This window comes from Flavobacterium cupreum, from assembly GCF_003996965.1.
GTDB classification, from domain to species: domain Bacteria; phylum Bacteroidota; class Bacteroidia; order Flavobacteriales; family Flavobacteriaceae; genus Flavobacterium; species Flavobacterium cupreum.
This window is the reverse complement of record NZ_QWDM01000021.1, coordinates 56959-77823: the sequence shown is the minus strand read 5'-3', so window position 1 is coordinate 77823 and position 20865 is coordinate 56959. Positions and strand designations below refer to the sequence as shown.

Genomic DNA, 20865 nt, shown 5'->3' with positions numbered 1-20865 from the left:
TAATTTTACTCTAAGAGCATGTAAGATATTATAGAATATTAATTATTAAATTTCAAAAATAATTAATAGTATTATTATGGATTGCTTCACCCCTGAACAACGCTCCAAAAATATGCGTGCAATAAAAAGCACCGCAACAAAAGCTGAACTTACTTTAGCTAAAGCATTATGGAATTTAGGTTATAGATATCGAAAAAATAATAAAACAGTTTTCGGCAAACCAGATCTTACTTTTAAAAAACATAAAATTGCAATTTTCGTAGATTCAGAATTCTTTCATGGAAAAGATTGGGAAACCAGAAAAAAACCTGGAACAAATCCGGAGTATTGGATCAAAAAAATTAACAGAAATATTCAAAGAGATATTGAAGTCAATGCTTATTTAGAATCTCATAAATGGAAAATTTTACGTTTCTGGAGTAAAGACATACAAAAGAATTTAGATAACTGCATTCTTGAAATTCAAAACGCAATAAACGAAAGACAAATAAAAAACATAAACCCGCACAGCTAAGGTGTCCTACGCGTGTAAAAAGCGTTACGGTTCGTTTCCAATACCGCCACCATACCACACGGGTAATTTTTTCTAATATTTAGGACCGCGAAGATATCAAAAAACCTTTGCAATCACTACAGATTTCATTATCAACCAAAAAAACTTTAATCTGTTTCAATAATTGCAACTGAATCACTTTTAGACATTTCTCCGAGATCACGACTACAAGCTGAATAATCTATAAAAGCTAATTGTTTTTATTTCTACGAGTTATTCTATACTTCCTATTCTTTATATTTACTGAAAACAAATTTAAATGCCACAACCAAAATCCAAACCTTTACTTTGGACACGAGATGAGTTTATTCTTGCTTTCAATTTATACCTTAAAATTGAATACAAAAAAATTAACGATCAAAATCCAGACGTAATTAAATTAGCAAATCTAATCAACAGAAGTCCTGGTTCAATATCTATAAGATTAGCCAACTTTGCTAGTGTAGATCCATATCATCAACAAAGAGGTGCTGGAGGATTACAAAATGGAGGGAATCAAGTTCAACAAATCTGGAATGAATTTTTCAATAACAAAGAAGAATTGATATTTTTAAGCGAACAGATTCTTGCACAAAAAGAGAATACTTCAATTGAAAATAAATATGAAGACATACTTTTCGATATAAAAAACCTCAAAGGACAAGATATCATTAGAGCAGTAAAAACAAGAGTTAACCAATCTGTTTTCAGGCAAATGGTTTTATCTAACTATAATAATAAATGTGCAATTACAGGTATTGATATTCCTGAACTTCTACTAGCAAGCCATATTATTCCTTGGTCAAAAAATGAAGAACATCGATTAAACCCAGAGAATGGAATTTGCTTTTCCGCTCTTTACGACAAAGCTTTTGATACAGGATTAATTGGAATCAACACAAATCATGAGATAATATTCTCTGACACAATTAAAAAGAAAAAAGAAAGCGAATTCTACAATAAATATTTTACTTCTCTTGAAAATCAAAAAATCATTGTAGCTCAAAAATATTCTCCCCGAAAAGAATTTCTAGAATATCATTTAGACACAATTTTCAACAAACAAATAACCGTATAAGAATAGAGAAAGCTACTATTAATGTTGGCTTTTCTTTATTGTATTTTTACTTTTTGATTTCATTTGTACAACAAATTTGTTGTAAATATTCTGTTGTACTTTTTTCTCCAACAAAACTTTTACAACAAAACCGTTGTAAATATTTTGTTGTAGTTTTTTTTACAACAGAAATTTTACAACAGAAATTTTTTCAAAATAAACGGTTTTAAACAAAAAAAAGCCACTATTACAGTGGCTTTTCCAATTTTTAATCAGTCAACATCCAGATACGGATTTAGGATTTCGGCTAATTCGTTCATCCAGTAAAAGCAAACTTCGAGACTTCTTTTATCTGAGTGCAGCGGTTCGTGGTCGCGCATGACGCCGAGCGCAAGCAGATAATTGACGTGTCTGATGGTTTTGGCCATACTCTCCGGATCAATTGATTGGGTGAAGAAATCATTTAACCTCAATTCGGTTTCTTTTGAAAAGGTGTTGGTACTCATAATTTAACGGTTAGGAATATGAAGCCCGCATAGCTTAGGTGTCCTACGCCGTTAAAAGCGTTGCAGTTGTTTCCAATACCGCCACCATACCACACGGGCAAAAGTTTAATCGAGTTCATGTTTTAACGTTTAGGACTGCGAAGATACCAAAAAAGATGGAAACTTCTGCAAGTCAGCACAAAAAAATACAGGATAAATTCTTACAATTTATATTTTCCTATTGGTGTGGAGTTTGTGATGTGATTTCTCCTTCGTCGAAATGACAAAATGGGGTAAATATTTTCATAATGTTTTATTAACTCACTTGGCTTTTCACTCTAATTAAGATAGCTTTGAGAAACAATCACTAAATATAAACCATATGAAAATTCAAATCAATACAGACAAGAACATCGAAGGCCACGAAAGATTAGCAACTTATTTTTCTGAAGAACTGGAAAAAGGCCTAACTCGTTTTGAAGAAAAAATTACCCGCGTTGAAGTACATTTCGGAGATGAAAACGGAGAAAAATTCAGCTTAAACGACAAAAAATGCGTGATCGAAGTTCGTGTAGCCAATTTACAACCCTTAACTGTAACAGACCACTCCGATACGATCGAAAAAGCGTTCAGCGGTGCGCTGTCCAAAGCAAAAAAATCACTTACTACGACTTTCGAAAAAATGAAAGAGTATTAATTTATATAGATCAATCTACCATAGCGATATCGCTAACGAATAGAAACAAAAAACCGAATACGATTTGTATTCGGTTTTTTTGTGTTTATGATTTTGGTAACGGCTGCCCAACTGGAATATCGCAACGATGTCCCGGTTGCCCGTGTGCCGGATTCATGCCTTCTGCTACCTGATTGGCGGCTTCTGTACTCAGCAATGCCGGTACGTTACTATTGGCAGGCGGTGGTGTTACGGTGATTTTTTGCGAAAACGATCCGCCTTGCGAAGGAGCCGAAGCTGTAGCGGTGGTGCTTGCTTTCGGAGAATTCAGCGGTGCTCCAACGGGAATATCACATCTATGTCCCGGTTGCCCGTGCGACGGATTCATTCCTTTGGCTACTTTTACCGGTGCTGCCGTTGTAGTCGTCGTTACAACCTGCTTGCCCGGATTGACCTGCATGGTTTGTGCTGTCTGCGTCGTGGTGGCCTGCGTTTGTGTTTGTGTCGGAGCCGAATTTAACGGTGCGCCAACCGCAATATCACAGCGGTGGCCGGGTTGTCCGTGTGCCGGATTTATTCCGCCGGTGGCGTTCATTACGGTATTCGGGTTGGCAGTTGGCGCAGGTGCGGCCGCTGCTGTATTGACTTTGGTGGTGTCTTTTACCAGTCCCAATTTTACCAATTCTGAGGTTGGGGTGTTTTCCTGTGGTTCGAGTTCCTTCTTGCAGGATACCAAAACCAAAGAGGAAAGGACTATAGAGCTTATAATGATTTTCGAATTCATAACGGTAGTATTTTTAGAGCACTCAAATATAGTAAATAAACCATATAAGGGATATAAGTTCATTTAAGTTTTGATTACTGTGTGTTTTTAACCGCTAGGAGCGCTAGGATTAACATTGTAATGGAATAAACCATGTAAGGGAGGTAAGTTCATTTAAGTTTTGAATACTGTGTTTTTAACCGCAAGGAGCGCTAGGATTTACGCAAAGTACGCAAGGCTAAAAAACTTTGCGCCTTTGCGTCTTTGCGTGCAATTCTCGACGCTTTGTGCATTTTTTTAATCACGCAAAGGCGCAAAGAAAAAAATAAAACCTTGCGTGCTTGGCGCTTTTTTCATTGCGCCCTTTGCGGTTAAATATATTTACTAACTTTAAAACCAAAAACAAACCCATTATGAAAAAATCACTTCTCCTTTTATTATTCATTGCGACTTTTGCCCATGCACAAAATGCTGAAAAAGAAAATATCAACAATACTTTAGACCACTGGCACAAGGCAGCTGCCGAAGTAAAGTTTGAGGCCTACTTTAATGCCATGGCCGATGATGCCATTTATATCGGAACCGATGCCACCGAAAACTGGACCAAACCCGAATTCAAAGTCTGGGCAAAGCCTTTTTTCGACAAAGGAACTACGTGGAATTTTAAGGCTTTGGAACGCCATATCTTTTTTGACAAAACCGGAAAAATCGCCTGGTTTGATGAATTGCTCAGTACACAAATGAAAATCTGCCGCGGATCGGGTGTTTTGGTGAAGGTGGGAAAAGAATGGAAAATTCAGCATTATGTTTTATCAATGACCGTTCCGAATGATGAGGTTGACGCTGTGACCAAAATAAAAGCGCCCACTGAAGATGCCCTGATTGCAAAGCTTCAGAAAAAATAAACAAATTAAGGGATTGTTATTATAATCCTAACTTTTTGAGTGCTTTACAAAACCGAATATCGATTTAATTATAACATATTTATCAAGTAAGCCTGTTTTTTTAATCCCGAAAATAGCATACTGTCAAAAAAAGGTATAGAATTTTGTAAAATTGACTAAAATAAAGCCTAGCCCTCTATTTTATGAGCCCTAAAAAGCTGAATATTTATTTTTTTTTAACTTTGACCCCAAAAAAAATAGGGTTTAAATAAAGTATCTGAAAAATGAAAATAGAAAAACGCTGGATCATTTCCTTTATTATTATAAGTATTGTTTGTATTACAGGCGCATTTTGGCCAACGGTTACCGAAAACAATTACGTACTGTCTGAATTTGGAACTACAGACCACATTGTTCCTGCCGATGTTGCCTGGATGCTTACCTCCTGCTGTCTGGTTTTGATTATGACTCCCGGATTATCGTTTTTTTACGGCGGAATGGTCGGCAAGAAAAATGTAATCTCGACAATGCTGCAAAGTTTTATCTGTCTGGGTGTGGTAACGCTTTTATGGGTTACCGTGGGGTTCAGTTTAGCTTTTGGAGACCCGGTAGGTTTTGGCTCAGGAGAACATTTTTACAGTTTCTTTGGCAACCCGACCACTTTTGCTTTTATGGATTATGTGGGCGTTCTTCCGCATAAAAAATTAGCGAGCACGATTCCGTTTATGTTATTCGCTTTGTTTCAGATGAAGTTTGCCATTATTGCTCCGGCGATTATTACCGGTTCATTTGCAGAACGCGTTCGTTTTATATCGTATTTAATTTTCATCAGTTTGTTTACGATTTTCATCTATGCGCCTTTATGCCATGCCGTTTGGTATCCAACGGGTGTTTTGGGCAGTTATTTTGGCGTGAAAGATTTTGCAGGGGGAACCGTGGTACACATGAGTTCCGGCTTTGCTGCTCTGGCCGGAGTGCTGGTTTTAGGAAAAAGAAAAAACAGTTTACATATCCCGACCAATATTCCGTTTGTCTTATTAGGAACCGGAATGTTATGGTTCGGCTGGTTCGGGTTTAATGCGGGTTCTGCTCTTGCCGCCAACGGAACCGCTGCCATGGCTTTTGCCACCACCACGACCTCATCGGCAGCAGCCATGCTGACCTGGGTTTTCTTTGACCGAATGAACGGAAGAAAGGTTTCGGCTCTCGGCGCCTGTATCGGAGCTGTGGTAGGTTTGGTGGCCATAACGCCCGCAGCAGGTTATGTTTCGGTTCCGGAAAGTATGTTTTTCGGATTTATAACGGCTTTGGTTTCCAATTATGTTGTGAACTGCAGCTTCTCGAGAAGATTTGACGATACGCTTGACGTTTTTGCCTGTCACGGTGTGGGTGGAATCATGGGAATGATCCTGACCGCGATTTTTGCGCATGGCGAAAAAGCTAGTTTACTGCACGGTGGCTGGAACGTATTTATGCATCATATGATTGCTTTGGTGCTGGTTTCGATCTTTACTTTCTTCGGGGCTTATTTCTTATTCAAGGTAACGAACTTTATTATTCCGCTGCGTGTTTCCGAAGAATCCGAACACATCGGACTGGATTTATCCCAACACGACGAAACCCTCGACCCTAAAATGCTGGCCGTACCGGAAACACAATACCATTAAAATAGTTGGTTTGCCACGAATTATAATTAAAGGATATGCCACAGATTTCACAGATTCACACAGATTGAAATATAATTTTATTAAAAAATCCTTTCTAAACTTTTAAATCTGTGGCAAAAAAACAATTACAGAAATATATTATCCTAAAATAGTAGTCACAAATTTCGAAGATTCACAGAGATTAGAAAAAGAAATCCAACAAATCTGTGAAATCTGTGGCAAAAAAACATAACATTACGCATAAAATAGTAGCCTCAGATTTCGAAGATTTACACAGATTAGAAAAAAGAAATCCAACAAATCTGTGAAATCTGTGGCAAAAAACAAAACCTGCCTAATTCATTCGTTTATATTCCTTAATTTTGCTGAAAATTTTTGTAAAAGTGGGAAGTAAAAATAAACTTAAAAGATTCAGGGAAAACGAAACATTTGAAAACGTTTTTCAACCAACCAGAGAAGAAGTGGTGGGCAATTTAATGCCCTTAAGAGGAAAATGGAATACTGATTTCTTTAAAAATGACAATCCGTTAGTTTTAGAATTAGGCTGTGGAAAAGGAGAGTATTCTGTTGGATTAGCCGAAAAATATCCCAACAAAAATTTTATAGGAATTGATATAAAAGGCGCGCGTTTCTGGAGAGGTGCGAAAACTGCTGTTGAAACAGGCCTGCATAATGTTGCGTTTATCCGAACTCAAATCGAACTGATTAATCATATTTTTGCTGAAAATGAAGTGGATGAAATCTGGATTACTTTTCCGGATCCGCAAATCAAATACAAAAGAACCAAACACAGAATGACGAATTCTGAGTTCCTGAAATTATACAAAACAATCCTCAAAAAAGACGGTGTTGTAAACCTGAAAACCGACAGTGAATTTATGCACGGTTATACCTTGGGATTACTTCACGGAGAAGGACACGAAGTTTTATACGCCAACCATAATGTGTATACAAACGAAGGAAGTCCGGAAGAAGTAACTGCTTTCCAGACTTTTTATGAGAAACAATATTTAGAAATTAACAAGGCAATTACGTATATTCGTTTTAAAATTAAAGATTAATTTAGTTTTAAAACCAAATACTAACCCATCATTTAACTGAATGGCATTACTTACTCCATTACTTTCAGGTTTTATTGCCGCCTTCATCGGAATTATTCCTCCTGGTCTAATCAACATGACGGCAGCCAAAATAAATCTGAAAGAAGGAAAAAAGAATGCTTTATGGTTTGTCGTTGGTGCGGTTGTCGTTATTTTTTTCCAGGTTTCCTTAGCCGTTTTATTCGCACAGGTCATCGACAACAGGCCGGACGTTGTAACCTTATTGCGTGAAGTTGGATTTGCGATTTTTTCGATCCTGACGATTTACTTTTTGTTTATCGCCAAAGAACCTAAAGCCAAAAAATCGAAGATCAAAAAAAGCAGTAAAAAAAGCCGTTTCTTTCTGGGCATGCTGCTTTCGGGACTGAATTTCTTTCCAATTCCGTATTATGTTGTGGTGAGTGTCACTTTGGCTTCTTACCATCTTTTTGCTTTTGAAAACAATGTGATTTTTACTTTTGTATTTGGATCTGTTTTAGGTTCGTTCGCTGTTTTGTACAGCTACATTGCTTTCTTCGGAAGAATCGAAAAGAAAACCGATTATATCATGCGAAATATGAATACGATCATTGGCAGCATTACCGGTTTGATTGCTGTGGTGACGCTTTTTAATATTCTGAATTACTATTTTGGGTAAAAATATATTTGCCGCAGATTAAAAATGATTCTTGTTGTGAGGAGTATTTTTCACGCAGATTTTGGAGATTTAGCAGATAAAATCAACTATGGCTGAAGATAATTTTTTCGAAAGAGTTTATGCGATTGCCAGACAGATTCCGTATGGGAAAGTAACTTCGTATGGTGCGATCGCAAAGGCATTGGGGACAGCCCGTTCGGCACGAATGGTGGGCTGGGCTATGAATGCCTGTCATAACATGGAAGATGTTCCCGCTCATCGGGTCGTCAACCGAAAAGGACTTCTAACCGGAAAACACCATTTTGACGGAACCAATTTAATGCAGCAGCTTCTGGAAAGCGAAGGAATTGTTATAGAAAATAATCAGATTATCGATCTCGAAAAACACTTTTGGGCACCGGAAATTGAACTTTAAATAACTTTACCATATAAGTAATGTAAGTTCATTTAAGTTTTGCGCGGAACGTTTGAGGTCATTTGTCAAAATGGAACAAGCTAGAATAAACATCCCTGTTATATGAACTTATAATCACTTATATGGTAAAAAAGTTCAAGAGCTAAATCAAACAAATCACAAAACTCGTCCGGTCTTCATCGGTCTGGTAGCTTAAGTAACCGCCGTGTGCTTCTATGATATTTTTAGAAAGCGTTAACCCAATTCCGGCGCCGTCTTTTCTGGTGGTGAAAAACGGGAGAAATACTTTGTCCCTGATCTCGTCGTCGATTCCTTTTCCGTTGTCTGAAATGGTGATGAAAAAGCGATTGTTTTCGGTATAACTGGACAAAAACATTTTCTTTTCGCTCTTCTCTTTCAAAGCATATACGCTGTTGGTAATTAAATTGATAATCACCTGTTCCATCTGGTTTTTGTCAATCAGGATCGATCGTGAACTATTTATTTCGTTTATCAATTCGATATTTTCCGCTTTCAGAATCGGACTCATGATTCGCATACAGTCTTCAAAAAGCGCATTGATGGGTGTCATTACTTTGGTTGGTGTCGGCAGCATGGCCAGTTTTCGGTAATTCTCTACAAAAACCTGCAGGTGATCGCTTCTGTTTATAATGGTCGAAATACTGCTTTTGATGTCCTCAAAATCTTCTTCCTCCAATTGCTCCTGATCGACAATGTGCAGTAAATTTTGGGAAAGTGCCCGAATGGGCGTCAGGGAATTCATTAATTCATGTGAAATAATCTTCATCAGATTGATCCAGGCTTCTTTCTCCTTTTTTTCAATGACGCGCTGTATGCTGTCTAATAAAATGATGAAATATTCTTTGTCGTATGTTTTGGTATGGGAAGTCTGCAACACAAAAGTCTGCAGATCCTGCTCTTCAATTTTTATCGAAATAGCTGATTTTAATTCGGCAAAACCCAGTTTCTCGATTTCAGTACAAAGCGAAGGCAGATAATTTTTAAGGTATTTCCAATGACTGACCTTTGGGACTTTAAAAAGGTTTGAAAAACAATCGTTCATCAGGAAAATATGCCATTCGTCGTTTTCTTTTTCCAGAATTAAAGTGGCGGTATCAATATTGTCCAGAATCGATTGATAAATAAGTTCTTTCGACGTCTGCTCTTGTTCCTTAAACTTTAATGTATTGTACAACAGATACAACGTCTTGAAATTTTCTTTTTTATAGTCTTGCGGGAAATTGGTCGAAAAATCATTCTGCAATATCGAAAGCAGGGTTTTATCGTAAAACAGCAATCGGTTTTTTATGGCAACATACATTTCCGAAATCAGTATAACCGCAAAAAAACCAGCTAAAATGGCATTGTAATAAAGGCCTTTGTAAATCAGAAAAACGCAAAAGAAAAACAATACCATAATACACAGTATTCTTAAAAACAAAGCATTGTAGAATTTCAGGTTTTTCATTGTTTATTTATTTATCGCCACAGATTAAGGGATTTCACATGATTTATTAAAATGGTTTCCCGCAGATTTGGCAGATTGTGCAGATAAAATAGATTAAAAAAATCCGCTAAATCTCCAAAATCTGCGAGAGTAAAAACTGTTTATCAATATAATCTTTTAAATTATTACTTAAATATTGGCTCCCGCAGATTTGGCGGATTGAGCAGACTCTCACTGATTAAAAGTTTAAAGTTTCTAAGCTAATTTATCTGCTAAATCTCCAAAATCTGCGAGAGAAAAACTATTCATCAAGCTACATCTAGGTATTTTTCAAATCGTATTTTTCAATTCTGCGGTACAAAGCCGCTCTTGACAACCCCAGTTCCTCAGCTGTTTTACTAATGTTTCCGTTGTGTTTGAATAAGGCTTTTTCGATCGCATTTTTCTCCAGTTCGGATAACGGGTTATCATCATTTTCCTGAAAATCCTCGAAATCAAGAATATCAAGATCGGTTACCGAAATGGTCTGGTTATCGGCCAGAATCAAGGCACGCTCAATTTTATTCTCCATTTCACGGATATTTCCTTTCCAGGGATACTTCTCTAAATAAGGGCCAACATTGGCTTCAAAATGCCAGTTTTCCTGATTGTATTTGGCCGCAATCTGATCTAAAATAAAATCCGCCATCGGCACAATATCATCTTTTCGCTCACGAAGTGACGGCAGCGAAATTTCCATCGTATTGATTCGGTACAGTAAATCTTCCCTGAAGGTTTTGTTTTTTACCTCAGCCTTAATATCGCTGTTTGTGGCTGCAATAATTCGTACATTCAGCGGTCGTGGCTTGCTTTCTCCCAGACGCGTAACGGTCTTGGTCTGTAAAACATGCAGTAATTTAACCTGCAGATGAAGCGGTATATTTCCAATTTCATCCAGAAAAATGGTTCCTTCAGCAGCCATTTCGAACCGTCCGGGCGTATCGGTTTTGGCATCTGTAAAAGCTCCTTTTGCATAGCCAAAAAGCTCACTTTCGAATAAACTATCGCTCAGTGAACCCAAATCTACATGTACAAACGGCTGTTTCTTTCGCGCTGAATTCAAATGGATAAACTCGGCGAAAACATATTTTCCGGTTCCGTTTTCTCCCAAAATCAAAACATTGGCCTCTGTTCGGGCTACTTTTTCGGCCATCAGATAGGCTTGTTTTATTTTAGCCGAGGTACCTACAAAATATTTTTTATCTTCTTTTTCAGCTGGTGTTTTTTTGCTGTTTTTTCGGCTTTCGGTAACTGCTTTATCAATGGTTTCCAGTAATTTTTCGTTGTGCCAGGGTTTCAGTACATAATCGAAAGCCCCTATTTTGATGCCTTCAACAGCGGTATCAATTTTTCCGAAAGCAGTCATTAAAATCACAACGGTTTGCGGCGAAAGTGTTTTGATTTCTTTCAGCCAGTGAATTCCTTCGCGTCCGTCTTCAAAACCTATCCGGTAATTCATGTCCAGTAAAACCACATTAATTTCATTTTCATTCAGGATTGAAATTATTTTTTTTGGACTGTTTGCCGTAAAAATGGTTTCAAAATGCTTTTTCAGAATCATTTTTGCCGAAAAAAGAATTTCTTCCTGATCATCAACAACTAATATTTGGGCTAGTTTTTTTCGCATGTCATTTGTTTTTGTTCGATTTCGAACGGTCAACTGTTCATTATCGGACACTCCTTTTTTTGATGTTTTTTAAAGTCTCTTTAAAATCAATGCTTTACCAATAATACTTTTTATGGCACAATATTTACCTATTGATTATCAGTAAATTATTTAAAAAATGGACAAGGTAATTCCTCGTAAAAATAGAAAATTTAGAAATCTCACAATACTAATTGGTGTTTTTTTAGCTTTGGCAGTAATTGTCTTTTTTTCTTTCAGTACTAAACGAACGCTGAATGTAAAAGCAGAGGAACTGACGGTTCAAAAAGTCGAAAGAGCATTTTTTGAAGACTTCGTGGTTTTTCAGGCCAAAGTAGAACCTCTGAACGTAATGCTTGTCAACGTAACCGAAGGCGGATCGGTAAAAGAGATTTTTGTAGAAAATGGTGCCATGGTAAGCAAAGGACAATCGTTGGCCCGTTTGTACAATCCGAACACCGAACTTAATTACCTGACGCAGGAAACGGCCATTATCGAGCAAATCAACAATCTGAATTCAGGCAAACTGAACATTAGAAATCAGGAGCTGAACCTCAACAAAGATTTGGTGCTGATTGAGCATGATTATAACGATGCCAAAAGATTGTACGACATGAACTCAAAATTGTTTGACAAAGATGTGATTTCGAAAAATGACTGGAATACGTTTAAGGAAGGACTACGTTTTCAGGAAGAACGAAAAAGAACGATTCACCAAAGTATTCAAAAAGAAAAACAAAGCAATCAGGTTCAGATTTCGCAAATCAACCGCTCTATACAAACGATGGAAAAGAGTCTTGAAATTCTGAGAAACAACAAAAATAACTTTTTGATCACGGCTCCGGAATCCGGAAGACTGACTTCTTTTGAACCGGTATTGGGAAAAACATTTCAGGCCGGGGAAAGCATCGGAAAAATCGATTCCAAAAAAGGATACAAACTTATCGCAGCAGTAGATGAGTTTTATCTGGAGAAATTACGCGAAGGCCTGAAAGGTCAGGTAGAATTTAAAGGCCAGACTCTTGAGGTTTTGGTAACCAAAGTAATTCCCGAAGTAAAAAGCGGCCATTTTACCGTTGAACTGGCTTTTACCTCTAAAGAAAATATTGTATTACAGGACGGATTAAGCTTCGGTGTGAAACTGATTTTATCGGAGAAAAACAAAACGCTCGTCGTTCAGAAAGGAAGTTTCAATCAGGACACCGCCGGAAAATGGATTTTTGTAGTAAAAGGAAATAAGGCTCAAAGAAGAACCATCAAACTAGGCCGCGAAAACCCTTCGTATTACGAAGTACTGGAAGGATTAAAAGAAGGCGAATCGGTAATTACATCTTCTTACTCCGATTATAAGGATATTGAAGAGCTTTCTATTAGTTCGCAGTGACAGTTTGCAGTCACAGTTTACCATTTACAATTCACAATTAATAAAAGTTTCAATCATCAATCAATCAAAAAATAAATCAACAACACCTAATACTTTAAAAATATGATAACCATTCAAAATTTAACCAAAGTTTTCAGAACCGAAGAAGTAGAAACAGCTGCCTTAAACGGAATTAACTTAGAAATTAAAAAGGGTGATTTTTTAACGATTATGGGGCCTTCGGGCTGTGGAAAATCGACTTTACTAAATATAATCGGGCTATTAGACAGCGCAACCGACGGAAGTTATAAATTACTGGAGGAGGAAATGATTGGCTTAAAGGAGAAAGGAAGAGCACGTGTCCGTAAAGAAAACATCGGGTTTATTTTTCAGAATTTCAACCTGATCGATGAGCTTTCGGTGTATGATAATATCGAATTGCCGTTGCTGTACAACAATGTCAAATCATCAGAGCGAAAACATAGAATTGAAGCGATTGCCGAAAAATTAAATATCTCACACCGTTTAAAACACTTTCCGCAACAACTTTCGGGAGGGCAACAACAAAGGGTTGCAGTAGCAAGAGCCTTGGTCAACGATCCCAAAATTATTCTTGCCGATGAGCCAACAGGAAACCTGGACAGTAAAAACGGTAATGAAGTAATGGAACTTTTAACCGATTTGCACGCTAAAGGTGCAACAATCCTGATGGTGACTCACTCTGATTATGATGCTTCGTTTTCGCAAAAAACGATTCATATGAAAGACGGGGTAATCTTCTCTGAACGTTTCAACCAGAGAAATGTGGATGTTTTTATGGACACTAAATAACAATTAAAATGATCAAATTTATTGTAACTGCAATCTTAATTCTGGTAGGATTTGTTTGCAAAATAATGACTATCGAAACTAAAAACAAGGTTACTGCCCCGACTTTGACCGAACTAATTTTAAAGAAATAAAAAGATGATCCGAAACTGGTTTAAAATATTTATTTATCATTTAAAGCAAAACAAATTGTTTTCCTTTTTAAATATCTCAGGGCTAAGCATTGGAATTGCCGGTATTATTTTCGCTATTTTATATTGGAATAATGAAAATGCATACGATCAATGGAATCCGGAAAAGGAAAATTCCTTTCAGGTACTTAACCAAATAGGAATGACTGGCGATATTTGGGCCACGAACTCCATTCCGTTTGGGGAAACTTGTAAAGCTACAATCCCTGAAATTGAAACAATATCTTTCATGAATGTTTGGTACAATGGAGATGTTGTTAAATTTGGAAACAAGAAATTATTTGATAAAAAAATAATGGTTTCTGATAATGGCTTTTTTGATATTTTCCCTTTTGAAATATTAAAAGGTGCAAGAAAAGATATATTAAAAGAAAAATTTAGTGTTGCTATTTCAGAAGAGCAGGCGGATTTGCTTTTTAGAAATGAAGACCCAATTGGTAAATCGATTACCTATAATAACGAGTCTTATGTGGTAAAGTCCATATATCGCATTTCACGACCTTCATCTTTTGAACCAAATTATGTTTTTAGTGGTATTAGACGCCCTGAATCTGGAGATGAATGGGGGAATTTTAGCTTTGGATTATTTATTAAAATCAAAAAAGGAGCTGATCCTGCTGTTGTTTTAAAAAAAATGCAGAATGTTGATTATATTAACCGAACTTTAAAAGAAGCAAAATCAAGTGGCAAGTCATTGAAAGATTTCATAAAGGAATATGGTCAGACTATTGTCATAATAGATCAGTTGAAAACAGCTCGTTTACACGGAACAAAAACAAGTGGAAACAATCTTCCCGAAGGAAAGGGAAATTTGCAATTGCTTTATATAATGGTAGGTTTATCAATTTTAATTTTGGCTTTATCTCTTGTTAATTACATCAATCTTGCAACTGCATCTGCTATAAAACGCGCCAAAGAAGTTGGCGTTCGCAAGATCGTAGGCGCTACCAAAAAACAAATTATTGCTCAATTTATATTTGAAACAGCCATACTTGTAACTACAGCTATCCTGTTTGCTTTAGCAATTGTCGAACTTTCATTGCCTTATTACAATAGTTTTTTGCAAAAGACATTAACTCTCAATGGTGGCGAATTTTACCTGCAGCTTATTTTTATTTTTGGATTAGTAATCGTTCTTGCAGGTATTTTCCCAGCCATTTATATCTCAAATTTTGAAACACTTAAAGTCTTAAAAGGAAATTTCTCGAGAAGTAAAAGCGGTATCTGGATTCGAAATTCAATGCTTATTTTTCAGTTTGGCATTGCTGCATTTTTTATTATTGGTGCTTTGATTGTCAATAATCAGGTGAATTACATGATGAATAAAGATCTTGGCTTTAGCGGAAATCAGGTTATACGAATTGCGTTTAATTATCAGCAAGAAAATACAAAAGCACAAAAGTATTATACTACTAAACAAGAAATTTCAAAAATATCCGGGGTTCAGGAAGTTTCAACATTTGCCGGAACTTTTGGCAATAGTACTAATTCGAGCTCAGGATTTACCCATAATGGCGTTTTTGTACAGCCCCGAAATGTAGAAATGGATTTTGGTTTTCTGGAAATGATGAAAATTAAAATGGTCAAGGGTCGCAATTTATCGCCAAAATTTGCCTCAGATACTATTGACAACTGGTTAATAAATGAAACGCTTGCGAAAAAATTAAATCTTAAAGACCCTATAAATACGGTTATAACTTCTGGTTGGGGAAATGATGAAAAGGAAAATTTAAGGTTTAAAGTAGTAGGAGTTGTTCAGGATTTTCACATTACCGGGCTTCAAAATAAGGTTCCGCCAATGGTATTTATTAATATGAAGACTTTAAAATGGAATAATTTCCAACATATGTATGTAAAAGTTTCTCCAAATAATTTAAGCGAAACCTTAACTAAATTAAATGCTTATTGGGCGAAAAATGTAAATCCGGATTATCCTTTTGATTATGAATTTGTAAACAAAGGATTTGCTAAAACGTATCAGGAACAGGTAAAACAAAAGGATTTGTTTTTCATCTTAAATTTGGTTGTCATTATCATCGCCGTTTTTGGATTGTTTGCTTTGGCTTCTTTTTCTATGGAAAGACGATTGAAAGAAATCGCGATCCGGAAAACGCTGGGTGCAGAAACTGATGTTTTGCTCAAAGAACTTTCAAAACAATATATTGTTTTTTGTTTCATTGGTTTTGCAATTGGCGTTGTTCCGGCTTACATTTTATTGCAGAAATGGCTCGAAGATTTCGCTTTCAGAATCGGGGTTTCGATTGTTCCGTTCAGTATTGCATTAGTTTCTTTGCTGGTTTTGACGCTGATAATTGTTTTAACCAAAGCGTATCAGGTCACTAAAATAGACATCCTGAGGTATTTGAAATACGAATAGTTTTTAGTTTTCAGTCGCAGTATTCAGCCGCAGTGTTCAGTCTCAATGTCCGTTAGAACTGGGACTGAACACTGCGACTGCGACTTTACTTCACAGTACCTGAATCTGAATATAGTAGCTGATCAAGGCTTTCATCGCGTCCGTAAACGTCAGGAAAAAAACTAATTTCACCCTGATCATTTACCCAGGAAGTAAAATAGCCGATATAAATCGGGATTTTCTTTTTAAGCATGCAAGTGGTTTCTTTTTCGCCATTCATTGCTTTATCAATTTTATCTGCCGGCCAGTCGGGATCATTTTTCAAAATGGCAAGTGCCAGTCCTTTTGCTTCTTTTACGTTGATACAGCCATGACTAAATGTACGTTTTTCGAAGTCGAACAAACTTTTTGCGGGTGTATCATGCAGGTAAATATCATTGGGGTTCGGAAACATAAATTTAACCAGTCCGAGAGAATTTTTGGGCCCCGGTTTTTGTCGGACAAGCCCCCTGTTCCATTCCATATTGTGGTCTGCGAGGTAATTTTTGTCACTGGCCATCTGCAGTTTTAATTCATTTTGAATGATACTTTTCGGCACATACCAATACGGACTAAAAACAATTCGATCCATATTGCCGCTAAAAATAACCGTTTCGGTCATTCTTGTACCCACAAAAATATCTGATGTAAAATCATATTTCCCGTCTTTGACATAAATCAGCCGGAACGAAGGAATATTGACCATAATGTATTCATCTGCTTTTGCGAGTTTCGCCGGTATCCATCTGCAGCGCTCCATATTGAGCATGATGGTTTTTATTCTTTTTGAAATCGGCTCATTCAGCTGATCGATATGTTCTTTGGTTAAGGTATAATTCAGCTTCAGGCCATATCTTTTCTTGTAATTCAGAACGCCAGCCATGAGTTCTTCGTCATAAACATCACTTTTAGAATCCTGTGCCAGATCACCTGTTACAAATAAACGCTGTCTTATATCCTTAATCGTATTCGATATATCAAAAGGTTTTAGGTCTTTGTAAGTTGCAGGGTCAATTGTAATGGGCTTCCACAAATTATCAGTCTCCATTTTTCGGTATTTTTTTAAGGCTGACTGAAGTTTGTAATACTGACTGAATAACAGATTATCATCTTCATCTAACCGGTTTGAATCTACTATAAGCGAATCTAATATTTTGACATACGAAATTGTTTTGGCCGGCAAAAACCATCCGATTTTCTTTAAAGTTGCCGGATCAACGCCCGAATACACATTACTGGCATAAAAAACATACATGTTGGTAAGCAGCAATTCTGTTTCGGTCTGAGAAGGTTTTTCAGCCGAACTTTCATTAAAAACTTCATCTATATCGTCTTTATAAGGCATTTCCTTTTCGATTCCCTGCTCCTTTAAAACATTTACCTTTTGATACAGCAAATGACCAAATTCAGTGATGTTTTTTTGATCGTACCATATTGATTTAAACCGCCGGTTTTTATAAATATCCAAAACATCGTTTTTGTATTTTTTTAATTTCGAATATTTTTTAAAAAACTGATTCACAGAAACACTATCCAATGTAACTGTTGTGGCACAATTGGTAATGGCAAATGACTTTTCAAAAGTTTTATTAGATGTACTTTCGATGGCTTCAGCCGAAGTGAAAGAAAAACAACAAATGCCAATGGCAATCATGAATTTAAAGGGAATAAAATTTCGCATAATTTTATTTATTTAGATTGATAAATAAACTCACATAAAATTAGCAGGCTTATGGCGCAGTCATCATAACTTTTGCCTGTTTTTTCTAAACGATGAAAAATTGAAATTTGAGGTAATTCAAAGATAAAGAACATTTCTGAAATTACTTCTGGTTCAAGGTTAAAATTGTAATAAAATTCATATGTTTTTAATGTAAAATACGTTGCATACAGCAAAGCAAATAAAGCTTTTTTTCCTCAAACACAATGGAAGAGAACTTTGGTACCCATAATTTTGAATAATCTCAATATCAACAAATCCAATGTAAAAAAGTTAAAATCCGAACATAATCCGTTATCTTTGCAGTCTGAAATCAGTTTAAATAAAAAGAGTTTTTAAATTACTTTCACTCAATAGAAAAATACAACGTTAAAATGAAATTAGACAGAAAAGAAATTCTTAAAGCTCTAGAAACAATTACTATAGCCGGAGAAGGAAAAAATATGGTTGAAAGTGGCGCTGTTGCCAATGTAATTACTTTTGGTGATGAAGTGGTGGTAGATTTAGTACTTCACACTCCTGCTATGCACATTAAAAAAAGAGCAGAAGACGATATCAGGAAAACCATTCACGAACTGGTGTCTCCTGAAGCAAAAATTAAAGTAAATATTAAAGTTGAAACTCCTGAGAAAAACGAAATTAAAGGTCGTGCAATTCCGGGAATTAAAAATATAATCGCCGTTGCTTCCGGTAAGGGTGGTGTAGGAAAGTCTACTGTTACGGCCAATCTTGCGGTAACACTGGCAAAAATGGGATTTGCAGTGGGTATTCTTGATGCTGATATTTACGGTCCATCAATGCCAATTATGTTTGATGTTGAGAATGAAAAACCAATTTCTATTACCGTTGACGGAAAATCGAAAATGAAACCGGTGGAGAGCTACGAAATAAAAATACTTTCTATCGGATTCTTTACCGCTCCGAGTCAGGCCGTTATCTGGAGAGGTCCAATGGCTTCAAAAGCATTAAACCAAATGATTTTTGATGCAGACTGGGGAGAATTGGATTTTATGTTAATCGATTTACCTCCGGGGACAGGAGACATACACCTTTCGATCATGCAATCGTTACCAATTACAGGAGCAGTAGTCGTAAGTACACCTCAGGCTGTAGCGCTTGCTGATGCCAAAAAAGGGGTTGCCATGTTTATGCAGGACAACATCAATGTTCCTGTTTTGGGGATCATAGAAAATATGGCGTACTTTACACCTGAAGAATTACCTGACAATAAATATTACATCTTTGGACAAGAAGGGGCCAAAAACCTGGCCGAAGATTTAGATGTACCTTTTCTTGGAGAAGTGCCAATTGTACAGTCTATTCGTGAAGCGGGAGATTATGGCCGCCCGGCAGCTTTGCAGACAGCTTCAGTAATTGAAACTGTTTTTGAAGAAATTACGCGAAATGTGGTACAGGAAGTAGTAAACAGAAATGATAGCTTACCCGCTACCGAAGCCATTAAAATTACAACTATGGCAGGTTGTTCAGCAGTTAAAAAAAATTAGATAATGAGATAATTGGATAATTAGATAATGCTGTTTTGAAAATTTAAATTTCACAGATAACACATTTTCTAATTCTCTAATTCTCTAATTGACACATCAAAATATTATGACAACAGAAGAATTAACAAGCAACGTATTACTGGCTCTGGACGAAATCAGACCTTTTTTAAATTCTGACGGAGGAGACATTACACTCATTTCTATTGACGATGACAAACATGTAAAAGTTCGTCTTGAAGGGGCATGTATTAGCTGTAGTGTAAACCAGATGACATTGAAAGCGGGCGTTGAAACCACTATAAAAAAATATGCACCGCAGATTGAAACTGTAGTAAATATCATGTAATAAAAAGTATTTTTTGTGCATGTTTCTACGCAGTAGAATTAACAAGAATAATAGGCCTTAAGGTGTTTTTAGGTATAAAATCAAAAAAAGGATTCAAAAAAATGCTTGTTTTTGCGATTTTAATAAAAAATAATATAAAGTTTTAAGAGATTATATTGCCTTATTGTTACAGAATTAACTTAAATTTGTGACAGAACCCTTAAGCCATGATCTATGAAAAATTTTTACACTTTATTTTTAATATTATTTTTTGTTTCTGCGAACTACGCACAACAAAGTTCCAAAACCCTTGTGGTTGATAAAGCCTGGGTAAATGAGTCTGAGGAGTGGTCTGATTTTACTTATGCAGGACAAATTGTATTTTCGACAAATCCAAGTGCAGAAGAAGGATCATTGAGAATTGGTAATTACGATTTTTTATATGATTTCTGCGAAGGCAAAGCGAAATTTGCGAATAAAGCAACGTATAGCGCAGCTGAATTTGCACACCCAAGAAAACTTTCTGTAACAACAGATAAACAAGGAGTGGTCAATTCAACTTATGAAGGGACTTTAATTTTTCAGTCTGACAAAGATTATTACTCCGTAATTGCGGTAGTGACATTGTTGCAAAAAGAAGGAACGATGCTTGGTGTAAAAATGCATTTAAAAGATAACGACAGAAGAGAATATGCTTTTAGTTTAAAACCTAACAGTTAATAAAGATAAAGGGTTTGTTCACGTTTTCAGATCCCAAAAAAAATTCCAACAATTAAAATGGATGTATTAATAAAGATTAAAGATCGAGAAGGAGTTATTCACGAATTACAGGCTCCAACTGATATGGCAATGAATATAATGGAGTTATGCAAAGCATACGAACTTCCTGTTGAAGGAACCTGCGGCGGAATGGCAATGTGTGCTTCCTGCCAGTGTTATGTTCTGAATGATGTTGCATTGCCGGAAATGGGAGATGAAGAAGAAGCCATGCTGTCGGAAGCATTTTATGTTAAATCTAATAGCCGCTTAGGCTGTCAGATCCCAATTACAACAGAATTAGAAGGGCTGGAATTAGAACTGGCACCGGAATATTAAATACTAAATTCCAATATTTTAAAATTCCAAATTCCAATAGTACTGAGTGTACTATTCGAATTTGGAATTTTTTATGCATTTAAACCCGACAGGTTT

The 20865-nt window shown here is 36.3% G+C and carries 20 protein-coding genes; 15 read left to right on the top strand and 5 right to left on the bottom strand.

The window, feature by feature from the left end; genetic code table 11:
• Positions 1-76 precede the first annotated feature (76 nt).
• Positions 77-514: a very short patch repair endonuclease gene (locus D0817_RS22955; protein WP_127340681.1), complete on the top strand. Its 438-nt coding sequence runs from the start codon at positions 77-79 to the stop codon at positions 512-514.
• 298 nt (positions 515-812) lie between these two features.
• Positions 813-1610 carry an HNH endonuclease gene (locus D0817_RS22950; RefSeq protein WP_127340680.1) on the top strand — a complete coding sequence of 266 codons (798 nt, stop codon included), beginning with the start codon at positions 813-815 and terminating at the stop codon, positions 1608-1610.
• 251 nt (positions 1611-1861) lie between these two features.
• Here D0817_RS22950 and D0817_RS22945 read toward each other — a convergent pair whose 3' ends face one another.
• Positions 1862-2095, bottom strand: a complete 234-nt coding sequence (locus tag D0817_RS22945) for a hypothetical protein (RefSeq protein ID WP_127340679.1) — start codon at positions 2093-2095, stop codon at positions 1862-1864.
• 361 nt (positions 2096-2456) lie between these two features.
• On the opposite strand from D0817_RS22945, the gene D0817_RS22940 reads away from it, so the two are divergent.
• Entirely contained in the window at positions 2457-2771 is a 315-nt protein-coding gene (locus D0817_RS22940; RefSeq protein WP_127340678.1) for an HPF/RaiA family ribosome-associated protein, read from the top strand.
• A gap of 85 nt (positions 2772-2856) precedes the next feature.
• Here the strand turns inward: D0817_RS22940 and D0817_RS22935 are convergent, their stop codons facing one another.
• Positions 2857-3534 (bottom strand): hypothetical protein, encoded by a 678-nt coding sequence (locus tag D0817_RS22935; protein WP_127340677.1) that lies wholly within the window; start codon positions 3532-3534, stop codon positions 2857-2859.
• Between the two features lie 392 nt (positions 3535-3926).
• Between D0817_RS22935 and D0817_RS22930 the strand changes: the two genes are divergently transcribed.
• The 5 genes from D0817_RS22930 to D0817_RS22910 all read left to right on the top strand — a co-directional run bounded on the left by D0817_RS22930 (position 3927) and on the right by D0817_RS22910 (position 8216).
• On the top strand, positions 3927-4418 hold the full coding sequence (locus D0817_RS22930) for a nuclear transport factor 2 family protein (protein ID WP_127340676.1): 492 nt from the start codon (positions 3927-3929) through the stop codon (positions 4416-4418).
• Between the two features lie 263 nt (positions 4419-4681).
• Complete coding sequence (locus tag D0817_RS22925; RefSeq protein ID WP_127340675.1) at positions 4682-6064, top strand: ammonium transporter; 1383 nt, start codon at positions 4682-4684, stop codon at positions 6062-6064.
• A gap of 383 nt (positions 6065-6447) precedes the next feature.
• Positions 6448-7125: a tRNA (guanosine(46)-N7)-methyltransferase TrmB gene (trmB, locus tag D0817_RS22920; RefSeq protein ID WP_127340696.1), complete on the top strand. Its 678-nt coding sequence runs from the start codon at positions 6448-6450 to the stop codon at positions 7123-7125.
• A gap of 40 nt (positions 7126-7165) precedes the next feature.
• Positions 7166-7801, top strand: a complete 636-nt coding sequence (locus tag D0817_RS22915) for a LysE family transporter (RefSeq protein ID WP_127340674.1) — start codon at positions 7166-7168, stop codon at positions 7799-7801.
• Between the two features lie 88 nt (positions 7802-7889).
• Complete coding sequence (locus D0817_RS22910; RefSeq protein ID WP_127340673.1) at positions 7890-8216, top strand: MGMT family protein; 327 nt, start codon at positions 7890-7892, stop codon at positions 8214-8216.
• Positions 8217-8358: 142 nt separating this feature from the next.
• Here the strand turns inward: D0817_RS22910 and D0817_RS22905 are convergent, their stop codons facing one another.
• Positions 8359-9684: a sensor histidine kinase gene (locus D0817_RS22905; RefSeq protein WP_127340672.1), complete on the bottom strand. Its 1326-nt coding sequence runs from the start codon at positions 9682-9684 to the stop codon at positions 8359-8361.
• A gap of 298 nt (positions 9685-9982) precedes the next feature.
• Positions 9983-11329, bottom strand: a complete 1347-nt coding sequence (locus D0817_RS22900; protein ID WP_127340671.1) for a sigma-54-dependent transcriptional regulator — start codon at positions 11327-11329, stop codon at positions 9983-9985.
• Positions 11330-11486: 157 nt separating this feature from the next.
• On the opposite strand from D0817_RS22900, the gene D0817_RS22895 reads away from it, so the two are divergent.
• From D0817_RS22895 to D0817_RS22885, 3 genes are all read left to right on the top strand, one after another.
• On the top strand, positions 11487-12731 hold the full coding sequence (locus D0817_RS22895; RefSeq protein WP_127340670.1) for an efflux RND transporter periplasmic adaptor subunit: 1245 nt from the start codon (positions 11487-11489) through the stop codon (positions 12729-12731).
• A 102-nt stretch (positions 12732-12833) separates the two neighbouring features.
• Positions 12834-13541: an ABC transporter ATP-binding protein gene (locus D0817_RS22890; protein ID WP_127340669.1), complete on the top strand. Its 708-nt coding sequence runs from the start codon at positions 12834-12836 to the stop codon at positions 13539-13541.
• A gap of 135 nt (positions 13542-13676) precedes the next feature.
• A complete protein-coding gene (locus tag D0817_RS22885; protein ID WP_127340668.1) occupies positions 13677-16106 on the top strand; it encodes an ABC transporter permease in 2430 nt (809 codons plus the stop codon).
• An 85-nt stretch (positions 16107-16191) separates the two neighbouring features.
• Here D0817_RS22885 and D0817_RS22880 read toward each other — a convergent pair whose 3' ends face one another.
• The gene (locus tag D0817_RS22880; protein ID WP_127340667.1) at positions 16192-17805 is read right to left on the bottom strand and encodes a L,D-transpeptidase family protein; all 1614 of its coding nucleotides are present in this window, start codon (positions 17803-17805) and stop codon (positions 16192-16194) included.
• 413 nt (positions 17806-18218) lie between these two features.
• Between D0817_RS22880 and D0817_RS22875 the strand changes: the two genes are divergently transcribed.
• From D0817_RS22875 to D0817_RS22860, 4 genes are all read left to right on the top strand, one after another.
• Entirely contained in the window at positions 18219-19349 is a 1131-nt protein-coding gene (locus D0817_RS22875) for an Mrp/NBP35 family ATP-binding protein (RefSeq protein WP_127340666.1), read from the top strand.
• Between the two features lie 106 nt (positions 19350-19455).
• Positions 19456-19695 carry a NifU family protein gene (locus D0817_RS22870; RefSeq protein ID WP_026982674.1) on the top strand — a complete coding sequence of 80 codons (240 nt, stop codon included), beginning with the start codon at positions 19456-19458 and terminating at the stop codon, positions 19693-19695.
• Between the two features lie 213 nt (positions 19696-19908).
• Positions 19909-20394 carry a hypothetical protein gene (locus tag D0817_RS22865; RefSeq protein WP_127340665.1) on the top strand — a complete coding sequence of 162 codons (486 nt, stop codon included), beginning with the start codon at positions 19909-19911 and terminating at the stop codon, positions 20392-20394.
• Positions 20395-20451: 57 nt separating this feature from the next.
• Positions 20452-20769 carry a 2Fe-2S iron-sulfur cluster-binding family protein gene (locus tag D0817_RS22860; RefSeq protein WP_026982672.1) on the top strand — a complete coding sequence of 106 codons (318 nt, stop codon included), beginning with the start codon at positions 20452-20454 and terminating at the stop codon, positions 20767-20769.
• Positions 20770-20865: the final 96 nt, after the last annotated feature.